The 15,111-nt window shown below is 60.2% G+C and carries 14 protein-coding genes; 10 read left to right on the top strand and 4 right to left on the bottom strand.

Features of this window, described 5'->3' with window-relative positions; translation table 11 throughout:
- Positions 1-31: 31 nt before the first annotated feature.
- Together O6760_RS26820 and O6760_RS26825 are read right to left on the bottom strand one after the other, a co-directional pair.
- Positions 32-1,909, bottom strand: a complete 1,878-nt coding sequence (locus O6760_RS26820) for a hypothetical protein (RefSeq protein ID WP_269582712.1) — start codon at positions 1,907-1,909, stop codon at positions 32-34.
- A 227-nt stretch (positions 1,910-2,136) separates the two neighbouring features.
- Positions 2,137-4,227 carry a hypothetical protein gene (locus O6760_RS26825; RefSeq protein ID WP_269582713.1) on the bottom strand — a complete coding sequence of 697 codons (2,091 nt, stop codon included), beginning with the start codon at positions 4,225-4,227 and terminating at the stop codon, positions 2,137-2,139.
- Between the two features lie 445 nt (positions 4,228-4,672).
- On the opposite strand from O6760_RS26825, the gene O6760_RS26830 reads away from it, so the two are divergent.
- The 6 genes from O6760_RS26830 (at position 4,673) to O6760_RS26855 (ending at position 10,621) form a co-directional block, all read left to right on the top strand.
- Complete coding sequence (locus O6760_RS26830; RefSeq protein WP_269582714.1) at positions 4,673-5,377, top strand: corrinoid protein; 705 nt, start codon at positions 4,673-4,675, stop codon at positions 5,375-5,377.
- A 27-nt stretch (positions 5,378-5,404) separates the two neighbouring features.
- Positions 5,405-6,052, top strand: coding sequence for a DUF1638 domain-containing protein (locus O6760_RS26835; RefSeq protein WP_269582715.1), 648 nt, complete (start codon positions 5,405-5,407; stop codon positions 6,050-6,052).
- A gap of 111 nt (positions 6,053-6,163) precedes the next feature.
- Positions 6,164-6,466: a virulence factor gene (locus tag O6760_RS26840; protein ID WP_269582716.1), complete on the top strand. Its 303-nt coding sequence runs from the start codon at positions 6,164-6,166 to the stop codon at positions 6,464-6,466.
- Complete coding sequence (locus O6760_RS26845; protein ID WP_269582717.1) at positions 6,459-7,352, top strand: methylenetetrahydrofolate reductase; 894 nt, start codon at positions 6,459-6,461, stop codon at positions 7,350-7,352. The genes O6760_RS26840 and O6760_RS26845 overlap by 8 nt, the downstream gene beginning before the upstream one ends.
- On the top strand, positions 7,353-8,309 hold the full coding sequence (locus O6760_RS26850) for a methyltetrahydrofolate cobalamin methyltransferase (protein ID WP_269582718.1): 957 nt from the start codon (positions 7,353-7,355) through the stop codon (positions 8,307-8,309). It begins immediately after the preceding gene.
- 278 nt (positions 8,310-8,587) lie between these two features.
- The gene (locus O6760_RS26855) at positions 8,588-10,621 is read left to right on the top strand and encodes an ASKHA domain-containing protein (protein WP_269582719.1); all 2,034 of its coding nucleotides are present in this window, start codon (positions 8,588-8,590) and stop codon (positions 10,619-10,621) included.
- A gap of 24 nt (positions 10,622-10,645) precedes the next feature.
- On the opposite strand, the gene O6760_RS26860 is transcribed toward O6760_RS26855, so the two are convergent.
- A complete protein-coding gene (locus tag O6760_RS26860; RefSeq protein ID WP_332306207.1) occupies positions 10,646-11,410 on the bottom strand; it encodes a DUF1194 domain-containing protein in 765 nt (254 codons plus the stop codon).
- A 224-nt stretch (positions 11,411-11,634) separates the two neighbouring features.
- Between O6760_RS26860 and O6760_RS26865 the strand changes: the two genes are divergently transcribed.
- Genes O6760_RS26865 through O6760_RS26875 form a run of 3 tightly spaced genes read left to right on the top strand, consistent with a single transcriptional unit; the run spans position 11,635 to position 13,199 of the window.
- Positions 11,635-12,456, top strand: a complete 822-nt coding sequence (locus tag O6760_RS26865) for an enoyl-CoA hydratase (protein WP_269582721.1) — start codon at positions 11,635-11,637, stop codon at positions 12,454-12,456.
- Complete coding sequence (locus O6760_RS26870; protein ID WP_269582722.1) at positions 12,441-12,746, top strand: hypothetical protein; 306 nt, start codon at positions 12,441-12,443, stop codon at positions 12,744-12,746. The genes O6760_RS26865 and O6760_RS26870 overlap by 16 nt, the downstream gene beginning before the upstream one ends.
- 9 nt (positions 12,747-12,755) lie before the next feature.
- A complete protein-coding gene (locus O6760_RS26875) occupies positions 12,756-13,199 on the top strand; it encodes a DUF3052 family protein (protein WP_269582723.1) in 444 nt (147 codons plus the stop codon).
- A gap of 294 nt (positions 13,200-13,493) precedes the next feature.
- On the opposite strand, the gene O6760_RS26880 is transcribed toward O6760_RS26875, so the two are convergent.
- Positions 13,494-14,366 carry an AraC family transcriptional regulator gene (locus O6760_RS26880; protein WP_269582724.1) on the bottom strand — a complete coding sequence of 291 codons (873 nt, stop codon included), beginning with the start codon at positions 14,364-14,366 and terminating at the stop codon, positions 13,494-13,496.
- 181 nt (positions 14,367-14,547) lie between these two features.
- On the opposite strand from O6760_RS26880, the gene O6760_RS26885 reads away from it, so the two are divergent.
- Positions 14,548-15,078 (top strand): CoA-binding protein, encoded by a 531-nt coding sequence (locus tag O6760_RS26885; protein WP_269582725.1) that lies wholly within the window; start codon positions 14,548-14,550, stop codon positions 15,076-15,078.
- Positions 15,079-15,111: the final 33 nt, after the last annotated feature.

Below are 15,111 nucleotides of genomic sequence, written 5' to 3' on the forward strand. Positions count from 1 at the left end.
GCCCTTTTTCTTTTGCCGTGATCGCGCCAGCTCAGCAATTCTTCTGAATGGCGCGTAGCTGTCTGGTCAGTCCGAGCGCGGAAAAACTTGCAACAACGTTGTTCCCGAAGACCGATTTATAGGTGATCTCGAACCCGTTGGCGCGAAGCATCGTCTTGATCAATTCGCCATAGACGCGCCGCTCCGACTTGAGCTTCATGCCGTGCCTGCTGACCAGAACATTTACGGTTCCATCCCAAGCAAGAAAAAACTCCGACTTTCCAATCTTGACCTTGGCGAGCGTTTCCTTGTCCCAGTTTTCAAGGCGCAGTTCCATGTTGATCGTGCTCTTGTGCCAATCACTTCTCCGGTAGAACGAAATCGCGGCAACTTTTCCGCTTCCGGAAAAACCTTCGACGTGCACGGCCGTTGATCCAATTTCGCAATATTCGCCTTCCTCGGTTTTCCACCGCCGCCAATCCTTGTGTCTGGCCTGTTCCCTCGACTGCTGGCTTTTGAACAAGGGAGTCATTTCTCCATAGTTCATTTTGATGCTGATCGACTTCGAAGCTTCGATCAGTTCGTCTGTGACAAAGCCCGTGACTGGAAGTGACAGTTTTTGTTGCATCCTGCTCACCACCACTTTCAGGCTGTATTTACCGCTGAATTCCTGCGCCCCCAATTGCTTGAAATATCCCACGACAGGTTCGCGTCCGTATTTGGCGAACACGTCTTCCTGAAGCTCAGACGGCAGTTTTGGGGCGTCGGCCTCCAGAAGCAGGTCGACCTGTTCTCTTGTCAGGAAACCGGTCACCGCAAATCCGTTATCCCGCTGAAAGCCCCTCACGACGTACCACAGCTTGGTGTCGTCCAGCACCATTTCCGGGCTACGCGCATGGCCCTGATGAAAGAGTGCCCGAAAAATTCTCTTCCGATCGTCCTCGGATACACCCAACTGCCGCCAATTGCGTCTGGCCATGAGCTCACGCTGTGCCCGGCTGTCAACGCCGGATTCCAGTTCGCTCTGGGTGACTTCCCAAGGCGTGGGCTCTCCTGGAGCCGCGAGCAGCGTCAAGGCTTGCTTTTCAGTGAGAATGCCCGTTGGCGGCTCGGAAATACTCCTCTGGTACTGCCTCACAGCAGACCGGGTACGCAAACTTCCAAAATCCGTCGAAATCCTGTCATCCGTCAGGAAGCCCTTGTTGAAAAGAGCCCGATAGATACTGTTCAACTCCTTCTCTGAGAATTTTGATTTCATCCAGCTGTTCATGCTGAGCACTTCGTAGTTCTGAAGTGCATAGGTCCTTCTGGTCGATTTCTCCCAGGCAAACGGCAGGCCCGCCTGTTCCCTCAGCTCCAGCACCTGGCTTCGAGTCAGAAACCCGGTATCCATCGCACCTTTTGATGCCTGATATCTGGAGACCGCACCTTGCGTCTCGGTGTTGTTCTGAAAGTCAGGATTTGCGGTTTTTTCCGTCGCAAACCCAAGCTCGAACAACCCCCGGTAGGCTTCTTGTTGCTCCCCAAAGCTAAGGTCAAGATTCTCAAAGGCTTTTTTGGCCGGCTCCGCCCCGGCACTCTCGGCCGTTTTTTCCGTCAAAGGCAACGGCGCTCCTGCAACAAGGCGCAAGATTTTGATTTGGGTCTTGTTCAAGAAACCGGTCACCCGGGCGTCAATAGCCTTCTGGAAATCGGACACGGCTTTAATGGTCTTAAATTGTGTCAGAAAGTCCGGCTCTTTGCTCTCCTCTTGGGCAAAACCCAGGCGAATCAATCCATCAAAAACTTCTTGTCTTTCCTGGGCACCAAGGTCTAACCGCGAGAAAGTCTCGCGCGCCCTTGCCACGTCTTCTGCCGACGCGGATGGGAGGGCCTGTTTTGCATTCCCCGCACCAAGGGAAGAGGGAACAGTTTCCGCTTTGACCGCCATGTCCGAGGATATCCAGACGCTTGCCGTCAAAACGAGCAATCCAAATACCACCGGGCGCCAATTGCATTTCACCAAAAACTTTCTCCCTCATGCCTTGAACCAACAAATTTTGGGCATCGTGTTTGACGACAGTCCCGGACGCTGGACTTCACCGGCTCCCTCCTTGCCGTAGTCGTCAGGACGGGCGTGCCCTATTCCTTTTGTTTCTTTCCGGCCCAGTCAACTGGTCAGCAAGCCTTCTTCATCGCGCGCAACTGTCGTGTCAGGCCCAGTGCCGAAAAGCTTGCAACGACCCTGGTTCCGAAAACCGTTTCATAGATGATCTCAAAGCCGTTTGCGCGCAGCAGCGCATTGATGAAATTCGAATAGTTTTTCCCGGGAAAATCGGGCTTCGAACCATCCTTGGTTACGAGGCGTGTCTGCCCCCTGAGTGACCTGGCGTAGAAGCTTCGTGCACCGACCCGGATTTCTGCGAGTGTTTCAGGCTTCCAGTTCTCGAGCTGCACGCTTGTGTTGACCGCATTGTACTGCCAATCCGAACCGCGATAGAGCGAGACGCTCGAAGGCGCGGCACTCGCGGTGAACCCGTCCTCGTGAATTGAACTCGTAAGGGTCTCGCACAAGCTCACTTCATGCTCTTTCCAGAGCACCCAGTCCTTCGACACCGACAACATCTCGACATCTCCGGAGAACATAGGCGCGGGACGGGGCTCTCGCACCACCTTCAGCGGTATGGTCCTGGCAAGCTTGAACAGCTCATCAGAAACATATCCATCGACGCGCAATCCAAAACGCCCCTGCAACCGCTTGACGACAGTCGAAACCGGTTTGCTGATCCCGAATTCCTGGCGTCCGAGATCCCGGAAATAGCCAAGCACAGGCGAGCTTCCGTACTTTCCGAAAAGGCCCGCCTGTTTTTCGCTTGGCAGCAGCGGCGCCTTGAGACCCAGCAACGTTTCGGCCTGTTCAGACGTCAGAAAGCCCGTCGGTTCAAAGCCGTTCTGCTCCTGGTAGGCACGGACGACCTTGATCAGGTCGAGCCGCAAGGAGAAATCCGTGATCATTTCGGCTGATTGCGCCAGCCCGGCATTGTAAAGCGCCCTGTAGAGCTGCTTTTTCTGGTCCGTCGAAAAACCGAGTTTCTGCCAGTCTTCACGTCCGTGGGCCAGGGTGTCGGATTGCTTTCCAGCCCGGGCTTGCTGTCGCTGTTTCTGCCGCGCTTCCCGGGGTGTCGGCTTGCCGGGATCGGCAAGCAGGTCCTCCAGCTGACGATGGCTCAGATAGCCCGTGGGGTCCGCGGCGACATAGGCCTGATACCGCCTGATATGATCAACCAGGTCCGGGCGGGTCAGATCGGCGGTCACCGCATCGCTGAAAAAGAAGCCCCTGTTGTAGAGCGCCCGATAGGCCAGCTTAAGGTCATTCGCGGCATAGTCCTCGTAAACCCAGGAGATCACGGGGTTCGACCAGCTTAGGTCCGCCGTTTGCGCCGCTTCGACCGGTGTTGGCCTGATGGGGCGCGCCAGCAGCAGGTTGACCTGCTTTTGCGTGAGAAAACCCGTTGAAGGATATCCGGCCAGGGATTGGAAGCTGCTGACGGCCTGTATCAAGTCCCCGTTGACCGCGAAGTCGGTCACCGGCACGGCGTTTTTCACGTATCCCATGGCAAACAGGACCCGGAACAGATCCCTTTTTTTCCGTTCGGAAATCGCGAGCGCAACCCACTGCTGCTTCGGGTCCAACGGTTGCCACCCATGCAGAACCGCGTCAGCTTGCCTGTTGGTCAGATACCCGGTTTGCTCGGCTCCGAGACTGGCCTGGAAACGCTTCACGGCCGCCTTGTTTTTGCTATTTGAAAAACTGTTCGACAGCCGGTCGCTCTTCAGGAACCCTTGCGCTTCGAGAATGTCAAAGACGTCCTGCCGGTCAGCCTGCGTATATCCGGCGGCATACCATTCGTGGAGCGGAAACAGCAGTCTTTCCGGATCGCAGCCCTTCTGTTCCCAGAGGTAGGACTTGCCGGCATCCCGCCTGAGCGACGATATCTGGAGTTGCGTCAGCTGCCCGGTCGCTTTGGCACCGATGGAACGCTGGTAATTTGAAACACCTGCAATCACCGCTTCATCCGATTGAAAATCCGGAAACGCCGTCCGTCTCGAAACGAAGCCCAGGGCATAAAGCCCCCTGTAAACCTCACGCTTCGCCTCGCATCCAAGCCGGGGAATACGCGGCTCCTCTGCAACAGCATCCGGGACCGGCCACGAAACCGACGCGGCGCACACCATTCCAATCCATGCCGTTCGAAATAGGTTTCTCATCAAAATGCGTCCCCGAAGAGCTTTGAAATCAGCATCCTGTAATTTTTAACAAGCATACCACCGCGCGTAAACGATCTGCCTGAACGTCCCCGAAAACACCACGTCCACTCAAGAACGACCGCCCGCCAACCACATAAGGCCGGACGACAAGGGTCAAATCGACGGGCTGTGCTGATCTCGTCCGGACCGGAACTGCCAACTCGGGCGGATCGCAAGACACTCCCTTTTTGTTTTCGGCGATCGCGATGTTCCCGATAAACCCCGTAAGTTTAGACAGCTACAAAAGTTTCCCGACTCGCTGCAGACTTTTGCGAAGCTGGTCGGGTTCGCTTCCCTGTCGCGTAAACGACTTGGCGTGTCGCTTTGAAGATATCGGCGAATCCGGCTTGAGGCATAAGGTTTTTCACTAAGTTGATGGCCTTGTTGCGCCTGGTTGGAGCTGCCCATGTCTGACGAAGATGATATCGATCTCGCCTCCCTGTCCGACGACGAACTTGTCGAACAGATGCATGACGACCTTTATGACGGCTTGCAGGAGGAAATCGAGGAATCGGTCAACATCCTGCTGGAACGCGGCTGGGCGCCTTACGACATCCTGACCAAGGCCCTGGTCGAAGGCATGCGCATCGTCGGTGTCGACTTCCGCGATGGAATCCTGTTCGTGCCGGAAGTCCTGCTGTCCGCCAACGCCATGAAGGCCGGCATGACCATCCTGCGTCCGCTGCTCGCCGAAACAGGCGCGCCGAAAGTCGGCAAGATGGTGATCGGCACCGTGAAGGGCGACATTCACGACATCGGCAAGAACCTGGTTTCCATGATGATGGAAGGCGCCGGCTTCGAGGTGATCGACATCGGCATCAACAACCCGGTCGAGAACTACATTGCCGCCCTGGAGGAGCACCAGCCCGACATTCTCGGCATGTCCGCCCTTCTGACCACCACCATGCCCTACATGAAGGTCGTGATCGACGAGATGAAGGCCAAGGGCCTGCGCGACGACTACATCGTGCTCGTCGGCGGCGCGCCGCTCAACGAGGAATTCGGCGAGGCGGTCGGGGCGGACGGCTATTGCCGCGACGCCGCCGTGGCCGTGGAAATGGCGAAGGACCTGATCGCCCGCCGCCACAACCAACTCGCAAATCGGGGCTAGGATCCGGTGTTCAGGGAGGCTGCCGACATGCAGGCGGGCGAGCCTCTTTTTCCGATCGAGACCGAAGGGGACGCGAACGACAAGATCGGCCGCGTCCTCGTCATTGCCTGCGGCGCCCTGGCACGCGAGATCATCGCGATCCGCAAGGCGAACAAGCTCGACCATGTCGACCTGACCTGCCTGCCCGCCCAGCTGCACAACACGCCCGACAAGATCCCGGACGAGGTCCGCCGCACCATCCTGATGAACAGCGATGTCTATTCCGACATCCTGGTCGCCTATGGCGATTGCGGCACCGGCGGGTTGCTCGACCGGGTTCTGGAGGAAACCGGCGCGCGCCGCATCGAAGGCGCACATTGTTACGCCTTCTTCTCCGGGCTGGAGGAATTCGACCGGATGGAGGAGGACCAGCTCGGCACCTTCTACCTGACGGATTTCCTGGCACGCCATTTTCAGACCATGGTGATAGAGCCGCTCGGCCTCGACTGGCACCCGCATCTCCGGGACATGTATTTCGGTCACTACACGCGCGTTCTCTACATTGCCCAGACCGACGACCCGGCCCTTGAGGACGCCGCGCGCCGGGCCGCCGACCGGCTCGGCCTGGCCTTTGAAATGAAGCGAACCGGCTTCGGCCTGCTGACCCCGTTTTTGGAAACCGGCTCAACGGATTAGGCGCCACGAATTCGTCTCGGGAGAGTCGGTTTTTCACGTGATGATGCCGCTATCAGGCGCAACGGAATTCCATGCTTCCGGCAAACATGAGTCTCAAGAGGACAAGAGACAATGGCGCAGAAGATCATCGTTTACTGGCGGGACATCCCGGCGCAGATCCTGGTGAAGAAGGGACGCAAGTCCGCTCGCCGGGAACTGCCGGCCATGTTCATGGAAGCGATCGATGCCTGTGCCATGCGGATCGGGGCAAAGGACAGTGACGCCTATATGGCGGAGTGGCGCCGAACCGACCCGGTCGATGTGTCCGATGATTTGGAAACCGAAGCGGATACGGCCCTGAACGAATTGGTCAGCGCCTATCCGAAAGAGCGATTGAAGACCCTGCTCTCAAGTGGAGGAACGGAACATGACTGAACAGCGCCTGCTGGATACTGGGCGGCTTCCCGCCTCCACCGAGATGTCGCCCAAGCAGGTGGTCGAAAAGACCGAACTGCTTCAGCACATTCCGGCAGGTACACAGGTCTATGTCACCGATCTGGGCAATTGCTCCGAGGACATGATCGTCGACGCGGCCCGCCTTCTGCGCGACAACAGGTTGACCGCCGTGCCGCACATGGCGGCGCGCCGTTATCCGTCCATGGCCGCGTTCGAGCGCCGGATCACCCGCCTCACCCAGGAAGCCGGTGTCACCGAAGTGCTGGTCATTGCGGGAGAAGCCGACAAGTCCGGGCCGCTCACCTCCTCCGTCGCCCTGCTGGAAACCGGTCTCTTCGACAAGCTCGGCATCAAGAAGATCGCCGTCGCCGGCCACCCGGAAGGCGCACCCGACATCAAGCCGGACGTCATCAAGTCCTTCCTGATGCACAAGCATGAGCTTGCCGCACAAAGCGATGCCGAATTCCGGATCGTCACCCAGTTCGGCTTCGACCCGCACCGTGTCAGCCTGTGGCTGGACGAGCTGCGCGAATGGGGCAACCAATTCCCGGTTCATGTCGGCGTTGCCGGCCCGGCCAAGATGACGACCCTTTTGAAATATGCCGCCTTCGCCGGCGTGGAGAACTCGCTCAACTTCCTCAAGAAACGCGGCGGTGCCGTGGTTTCCATGCTGGCGGGATACGATCCCGACACCATGGTCGATCCGCTGGAAAACCGCGTTGTCAGCCAGCCCGGCACCCAGCTTGCCCAGATCCATGTCTACCCGTTCGGCGGCATCGAAAAAACCGCGAACTGGCTGCATGGCCGCGGTAGCTGGTCGTTTCAACCCTCGACATCAACCCTGACAGCCAACGAGAGCGCATAAATGACCCGCACCGTCGTCGCCTCCGCCACCAAGGAAATCATCATCGGTTTCGACCAGCCGTTCTGTGTCATCGGCGAGCGGATCAACCCGACCGGCCGCAAGAAGCTGGCAGCCGAAATGGCCGAGGGCAATTTCGAGACCGTCAAGGCCGACGCCCTCGCCCAGGTCGCGGCCGGTGCCACCATGCTGGACGTCAATGCCGGCGTGACGGCGGTCAACCCGAACGAGACCGAGCCGCCGCTCATGGTCAAGACTCTCGAGATTGTTCAAGGACTTGTTGACGTTCCCTTGTCCATCGATTCATCCGTGACCGCTGCCATCCAGGCAGGTCTGGAAGTCGCCAAGGGCCGTCCGCTGGTCAATTCGGTCACCGGTGAAGAGGAAAAGCTGGAAGCCATCCTGCCGCTCGTCAAGAAATATGACGTTCCGGTGGTGGCCATCTCCAATGACGAGACCGGCATCTCCGAAGACCCGGACGTGCGTTTCGAGGTCGCCAAGAAAATCGTCGAGCGGGCTGCCGACTACGGAATTCCGGCCCATGACATTGTCGTCGACCCTCTGGTCATGCCGATCGGCGCGATGGGCACGGCCGGCCAGCAGGTCTTCCGGCTGCTGCGCCGCCTGCGCGAGGAACTGAAGGTCAACACCACCTGCGGCCTGTCCAACATTTCCTTCGGCCTGCCGCACCGCCATGGCATCAATGCGGGTTTCATTCCGATGGTCATCGGCGCCGGCATGACCTCTGCGATCATGAACCCTTGCCGTCCGCAGGAAATGGAAGCCGTTCGCGCAGCCAACGTCCTGAACGGCAACGATCCGAACTGCCAGGAATGGATCATGACCTATCGCGATCACCAGCCGGCTGCAGCAGGGGCAACCGCGGCACCGGCCGAGGGCGGCGGAGCCTCCGGTGGTCGCCGCCGTGGTGGACGCGCTGCCCGGCGAACCGCGGGCTGAGCGCAACGACATAGCAGTTTGCGGTTTTCTCCCCTTCCGCAAACGGGGTGGCATTCCACCAGATTACGGATGGGACCCCCACCCCAATCCCCTCCCCACAAGGGGGAGGGGTTTTGCATGTCGAGAGGCACGTTTCAAATCCGCATGCGCCGAAAGTATCGATCGGATGAATTCGTGCCTGCGGGTACAGACGAAAATCCCCCTCCCCCTTGTAGGGAGGGGATTGGGGTGGGGGCAGCCCCCCGCAAAGCATAAAACCGTAGTGACAGATCGCAGCCATGACCGAGCCAGTCAAACACGCCAAAGTCGTCTTCCAGCCGAGCGGCCGCCGGGGTCATTTTCCCGTGGGAACGCCCCTGCTTGACGCCGCCAGGTCCCTTGGTGTCTACGTGGAATCGGTCTGCGGCGGACGCGGCATCTGCGGTCGCTGCCAGATTTCCGTCTCCGAAGGCACCTTCGCCAAGGAAAACCTGACCAGCACCGCCGAGAACCTGGAAACGGCGACCGAGGCGGAGACCCGTTACGCCAGTTTGCGCAACCTGCCCGCCGACCGGCGCCTGTCCTGCCAGGCGAAGATTCTCGGCGATCTCGTGGTCGATGTGCCGACCGACGCCCAGACCAACCGGCAGGTCGTGCGCAAGCGCGCCGAGGCCCGCCAGATCGATGCGGACAGTGCCGTTTCCCTGGTGACGATCTCGATCGCCGAACCGGACATGGAAACCCCGCGTGGCGACATCGACCGCCTCCGGGAAGCCCTGATCGAGGAAACGGGCCTAGCCGATCTTGTCTTCGATCCGATCCTTCTGCCAAGGGTCCAGGCGCTTCTGCGCAAGGGCAACTGGGAGGTCACGGCCGCCATTTACCAGGACCGGAACGTGCTGCCCACGCTGGTGGCGCTGTGGCCGGGAGAGAAGCCGGCCGTCTACGGCCTGGCCGTGGATATCGGTTCGACCACGATCGCGGCCCATCTGTGCAACCTCCAGAACGGGCGCACGGTATCTTCCGCCGGAACGTCCAACCCGCAGATCCGCTTCGGCGAGGACCTCATGTCCCGGGTCTCCTACGTGCAGATGAACCCGTCCAAACTGCCGGACCTGACAAAGGCCGTGCGCGATGCGATCAACGCTCTGGTCGGCAAGCTGGTCGGCGATGTCGGCGCGGAACGGTCCGACGTGCTTGACGCCACCTTTGTCGGCAACCCTGTGATGCACCACCTCTTCCTCGGCATCGACCCCGTGGAACTGGGCGGCGCGCCCTTCGCGCTGGCGGCATCCGACGCGATGGTGCTCAATGCCCGCGATCTCGACCTGGAGCTCAACCCGGGCGCCCGGGTCTACATGCTGCCCTGCATCGCGGGTCATGTCGGCGCCGATGCGGCGGCGGCCACACTGGCCGAAAGCCCCTACAAACTCGACGAGATCACGCTTCTGGTGGATGTCGGCACCAATGCTGAAATCGTTCTCGGCAGCAAGGAAAGGCTGCTGGCAGCATCTTCGCCCACCGGACCGGCCTTCGAGGGTGCGGAAATCTCTTCCGGCCAGCGAGCGGCACCGGGCGCCATCGAACGCATCCGTATCGACAAGGAAACCCTCGAGCCGCGTTTCAAGGTCATCGGTGTCGACGAATGGTCGGACGAGGAAGGCTTTGCCGAAAAGGCCGAGAGTGTCGGCGTCACCGGAATCTGCGGTTCCGGCATCATCGAGGCCGTTGCCGAGATGTATCTTGCGGGCCTGATCACCGAGGATGGTGTCATTGACGGCGCGATGGCCGCCCGCACCCCCCGTGTAGAAGCCCGAGGCAGGACCTTCTCCTACCGGATTGCCGACGAGGGAGTCGAAATTTCGATCCTGCAAACGGATATCCGCGCCATCCAGCTGGCCAAGGGTGCGCTCTATGCCGGCGTCAAGCTGCTGCAGGACAAGCTCGGCACCTACCGGCTCGACCGGATCCGCCTCGCCGGAGCCTTCGGCAGCTACATCGATCCCCAATATGCGATGGTGCTGGGACTGATCCCCGACTGTCCGCTGGAGGGTGTCTCGGGCGTCGGCAACGCCGCCGGCACTGGCGCCCGCATGGCGTTGCTCAATCGCGGCTACCGTCGTGAAATCGAGCAGACGGTCCGCGACATCGAGAAGATCGAAACCGCCCTGGAACCGAAGTTCCAGGAACATTTCGTCAATGCCATGGCCCTGCCCAACAAGGTCGATCCGTTCCCGAACCTGCGCGCTGCAATCGCGTTGCCGGCGAAGAAGGAGAGCGCGGACAGCGAAGCGGCCGGTGGCGACCGCCGGCGCAGGCGCCGGCGCGGTTGAGGAGGTTTTGGGCGCTGCCTGCCTTTACGGATCCCAGAAATACTGTTCGCGAAGCCGCCGCCAGATCTTTTCGCCGACCATGCAGTCATAGGGTTCATCGAAGGTGATCTGCGCCTTGATGATCCTGGCCGGCTTTTCCGGCGTCCGTCCGCCGATCTCCAGGATCAGCTTGCGCCGGACCGCATCGGGAAACTGGGCCCACTCGATCACCGGGATCACGAAACTTGTCGGCCCACCGATGACACAGCGGCGGTAGTATTCGTCGAGATCGGGAATGTTGAACTGGAAACCGATGCCGCCCCTGGTCATGAGCGGCAACCCGTTGATGATATAGCCGCGTTCCACGGCCGCATCGCGAGCCAGCGTGACAGGCGTTCCCTGGTTGTTGGGACCGTCGCCGGAAATATCGATCACGAGACGGTCGGCCTCGAAAGGCACATCTGCCAACAGTGCCGAAGCGTGCCGTATGGCGCCGGAGATCGAGGTGCGCCGCTGTCCGTAGGTGGTGTCCGCCAGAACCTTGTCCGCGAAGTCCCTTGCGTCCGCCGCCGTCTCGACGACGGACCAGGGCACGATCTCCCGGGCGTGGCTCTCATTGGCCCATTCGAACATCATCAGGCCGATCCGGCCGTGCACACCCATTTCGATCGCCCGCACGACCTCCGGACTTGCAATCGCGGCGGCATAGCCCCGGCGCTGGATCTGGAGTTCCTCGGGCGACATGGACCGGGAGACATCGACGGCCAGCACGAGGGCAACATCGACCTGTTCCTGCGCTGCGGCGGGCAAGACGGGCGCCAGTAGCAGAGAGACTGCGCCGACAAGAAACCGGAACCGGGATGGCCTCCACATGCCGCAAGGATAGCTCAAAAGCCGCGAAGCTCCAGCGGCTTGATTTGGCCGCCTGATAAACGATCTGTGATCGTTCGGCGCGCCGGGTGCGCTTTCTCTTTCGCGTCGCCGAGCGATTCCGCTATAAAGGCCGCAAAATGACAGACGTCAGGGAGCTTTTCATGTCCGACACCGCCGTCAACGACCAGACCGAAAAACCGATGCTGGCGACGCTTCTTCACCAGGGCGTCTACCGGATCGTGATGCAGCGTCCGGAGCGCATGAACGCGCTGTCCACGGAGATGATGACGGCGCTGTCGGCGGAACTGCAGAAGGCCGCTGACGACCCGGCGGTGCGCGTCATTCTCCTGGGGGCCGAAGGCAAGGTGTTCTGTGCCGGCCACGACCTCAAGGAACTGACCTCTGCCCGCGCCGAGCCGGATGGCGGCAAGGCCACCTATGAGCGGATCATGCGGCAATGCTCCGATCTGATGCAGCAGGTCGTGCGCCTGCCCAAGCCTGTCATTGCCGTCGTGACCGGTGTTGCCACTGCCGCCGGCTGCCAGCTGGTCGCATCCTGCGACCTGGCGATCGCCACCGACACGGCGACCTTCTGCACCCCGGGCGTCAATATCGGCCTGTTCTGTTCTACGCCGATGGTGGCCCTGTCGCGCAACGTCGCACGGAAACAGGCAATGGAAATGCTGCTGACCGGCGAAAGCATCGACGCCTCGACTGCCAAGGATTTCGGCCTGATCAACCGCATTGTCCCCGGCGACTACCTCGAGCAGGTCGTCCAGAAATACGCGGAGGTGATCGCGTCAAAGTCGTCCAAGACGCTGAAGATCGGCAAGGAGGCCTTCTACCGCCAGCTGGAAATGCCGCTGTCGGAGGCCTATGACTTCGCCGCCGCAACCATGGTCGACAACATGATGGCCCGCGACGCGGAAGAAGGCATCTCCGCCTTCCTGCAGAAGCGCAAGCCGGATTGGACGGACAGCTGATTTTGACGGTCCGAATGATGGGGAAGCCGCTTGAGTTTTGTCCGGTTTGCGGCCTGGCCGGCACCGAATCCTTAGACGAGTCAGGTCAAGAGACTTTTGCCATTTGCAATTGTTGTGGTTGCGAAAGCGGTTATGAATATCAATCGAACACAACTGAAAACCGGTTTTTCCAGCTGCGCCGAAAATGGCTAGTTGAACGAAACGGCAATTGGTTTCAATTGAAAGCCAGACCGAAAGACTGGGACGCGCTCAGGCAATTGCAAAATGCCGGGCTGGAGATCCCGGAATAGGTATTTTTGATGGCACAAGCAGGCTATTCCGGCCGCCCCCTGTCGGCGAAGCTGGGCCTGAAACCCGGCATGACCTGCTGGCGGCACAACATGCCGGAAGAGATTGGGGAGCTGCTCGATGCGCAGGAACCCGCGGCAAGTGTCGTCGCGACCGCCGCGCCCGGTCTCGACTGTGCTCATGTCTTCGTAACGGAGCACGAAGACCTCGCCGCGCAGCTCTCCCACCTTCGGCAACTGCTGGCGCCCGACGGCATGATCTGGGTGTCCTGGCCGAAAAAGGCCAGCAAGGTGCCGACGACCGTCACCGAGGACACTGTCCGCGAGATCTGCCTGCCCATGGGGCTGGTCGACGTCAAGGTCTGCGCCGTCGACGCGGTCTGGTCGGGGCTGAAACTGGTGATCCGCAAGGAGCTTCGGAAGGAGCAGGCTGACAAGCTGGCGTCGCGAACTTGAGTTTTGTGTCTGCTCCCGCTCCCAACAGGGCAAAAGCGCGGCAAAAGGCCTTGATCAGGCTCGAACCCGGCCGTCACAGCCTGTGGTCATCCCCGACAAGCGAAGCTTGATCGGGGACCCATTGGCTCCCGAACCCTCTGATTGGCCACTTTGCGCGCTGACGGGTACGGGCCATTTCCCTGGCTCGAACGCGTGGATGAGTGGACTGGATCCCGGCACACGGCCAGGATGACCAACATTGGACACGCGTCGCAGAAAACACTCGCCCCCAACACTGCTCGAGCTAAGTCCCTTTCACTTCAACGGCAGAAAGATATCCGTTTCCGCCTCGTGTTCGGCAACATCGGGAAAGAAGCTCAGGCGCTGGATGAACAACGGAAAGTCGCGCGGTTCCTCGCCGCTTTGCGGCAACCAGTCGCGGTAAAGGGACCTGATTGTCTTCTCCGCGAATTCCAGTGGCCCCTTGTGCCGGAAAACCGCGCAGCGCCCTGCGGGAATGGTCCCTGCCGCAACGCCCTCGCCGTTTTCGGCAACCACACCGCTGAACGCGCAGCAGATGTCGAGACGGTAATCCTCAGGCGGCTTGGATTTCGGGTCGTCATGGAGGATGTTGTAGGTGGCGCTTCTGGACGGCGGCATGCCGTGGGTCTTGCGCCAGGCGATGAAGCGCTGCACGGAGGCCGGCACGTGGGCAGGCGGCCCCACATGTTCCAGCACCGCAACCGCGGTTTCGGGAAATTCGACAAGGCGGATGGTGGCGAAATCGAGGTCTGTGTCCGGCATGAGCGTTCCTTTCAGTTCCAGAAGCGGGTCATAGGTCCGATGCCAGACGGCCCAGTCGGGATTTGAGCGGAAACCTGACGGGCTCTGGCCGAAAGCTCTCCTGAACGCCCGGGAAAAGCTTTCGGCGTTTTCGTAACCGGCGTCGAAGCCGATCTCCGTCACGGAAACCTTGTCGCGGAAGGCAAGCCGCTGCCCTGCCCGCCTGAGGAGCATCAACCGCCGGTATTCGCCGACGCTGACCCCCATGATCGCTGAGAACAGCCGCTGGAAGTGAAACCTTGAACACGCGGCGGTTCCGGCAAGCCCCGCCAGATCGAGCGGACCGTCCAGGGTGCGGTCGATCTCGGCAATTACACGGGCAATCCGGCAACTCCAACCGGGCATTCTCAGTCTCCTGTCACGGCGTGCCCTGCATGACCGCCTGGCCGTATTTTTCTACCCGTCCGCTGCCAGGCGCACCTGACCGTGCGTGCGCAATTGTCGCCTGTCGGCGTCGCATGCTGCCTCTTGCGGATGGCTGCGAATTGGACTTGGATAGCGCGGCAACGCAAGGGACCCTCCGTTCATGAATCACGACAGCTATTCCGACGCCTATATCAGCGGCATTCTGGACGAGGTCAAAACAGTGGCGATGATTGGCGCGAGTGCCAACAATGTGCGCCCGTCCTATTTTGTTCTGAAATATCTCCTCGCCAAGGGCTACGAGGTCTGGCCGATCAATCCGGGCCAGGCGGGCAAGGAGATCCTGGGCCAGACGGTGCATGCCTCGCTGGATGAGCTTCCGGATGTGCCGGACATGATCGACATCTTCCGCAATTCGGACGCCGCCGGCCAGATCGTCGACAAGGTGCTTGAAAGCGGCAGATTGCCGAAAGTGATCTGGATGCAGCTTACCGTACGCCACGACGAAGCCGCCAAACGCGCCGAAGCGGCCGGCATCAAGGTGGTGATGAACCGCTGCCCGAAGATAGAATACGGCCGGCTTTCAGGTGAAATCGGCTGGGCGGGCGTCAATTCAAGGACGCTTTCGTCAAAGCGCCCGACACTCAAGGCGGGCTTTCAGCATCGCGGCCTTTCCGGCGACAAGTCCGGCTGACCGTTCGAGATTACGCGCACAAGCTTCGCGCAA

The sequence above is a fragment of the Roseibium sp. Sym1 genome (assembly GCF_027359675.1).
Classification (GTDB): Bacteria; Pseudomonadota; Alphaproteobacteria; order Rhizobiales; family Stappiaceae; genus Roseibium.

Coding starts and splice junctions, on each gene's coding strand:
- O6760_RS26830 (WP_269582714.1), top strand. CDS start 4,673: ATGTCTGACGAAGATGATATCGATCTCGCCTCCCTGTCCGACGACGAA.
- O6760_RS26825 (WP_269582713.1), bottom strand. CDS start 4,227: ATGAGAAACCTATTTCGAACGGCATGGATTGGAATGGTGTGCGCCGCG.
- O6760_RS26880 (WP_269582724.1), bottom strand. CDS start 14,366: ATGCCCGGTTGGAGTTGCCGGATTGCCCGTGTAATTGCCGAGATCGAC.
- O6760_RS26855 (WP_269582719.1), top strand. CDS start 8,588: ATGACCGAGCCAGTCAAACACGCCAAAGTCGTCTTCCAGCCGAGCGGC.
- O6760_RS26885 (WP_269582725.1), top strand. CDS start 14,548: ATGAATCACGACAGCTATTCCGACGCCTATATCAGCGGCATTCTGGAC.
- O6760_RS26820 (WP_269582712.1), bottom strand. CDS start 1,909: ATGGCGGTCAAAGCGGAAACTGTTCCCTCTTCCCTTGGTGCGGGGAAT.
- O6760_RS26865 (WP_269582721.1), top strand. CDS start 11,635: ATGTCCGACACCGCCGTCAACGACCAGACCGAAAAACCGATGCTGGCG.
- O6760_RS26840 (WP_269582716.1), top strand. CDS start 6,164: ATGGCGCAGAAGATCATCGTTTACTGGCGGGACATCCCGGCGCAGATC.
- O6760_RS26875 (WP_269582723.1), top strand. CDS start 12,756: ATGGCACAAGCAGGCTATTCCGGCCGCCCCCTGTCGGCGAAGCTGGGC.
- O6760_RS26850 (WP_269582718.1), top strand. CDS start 7,353: ATGACCCGCACCGTCGTCGCCTCCGCCACCAAGGAAATCATCATCGGT.
- O6760_RS26845 (WP_269582717.1), top strand. CDS start 6,459: ATGACTGAACAGCGCCTGCTGGATACTGGGCGGCTTCCCGCCTCCACC.
- O6760_RS26835 (WP_269582715.1), top strand. CDS start 5,405: ATGCAGGCGGGCGAGCCTCTTTTTCCGATCGAGACCGAAGGGGACGCG.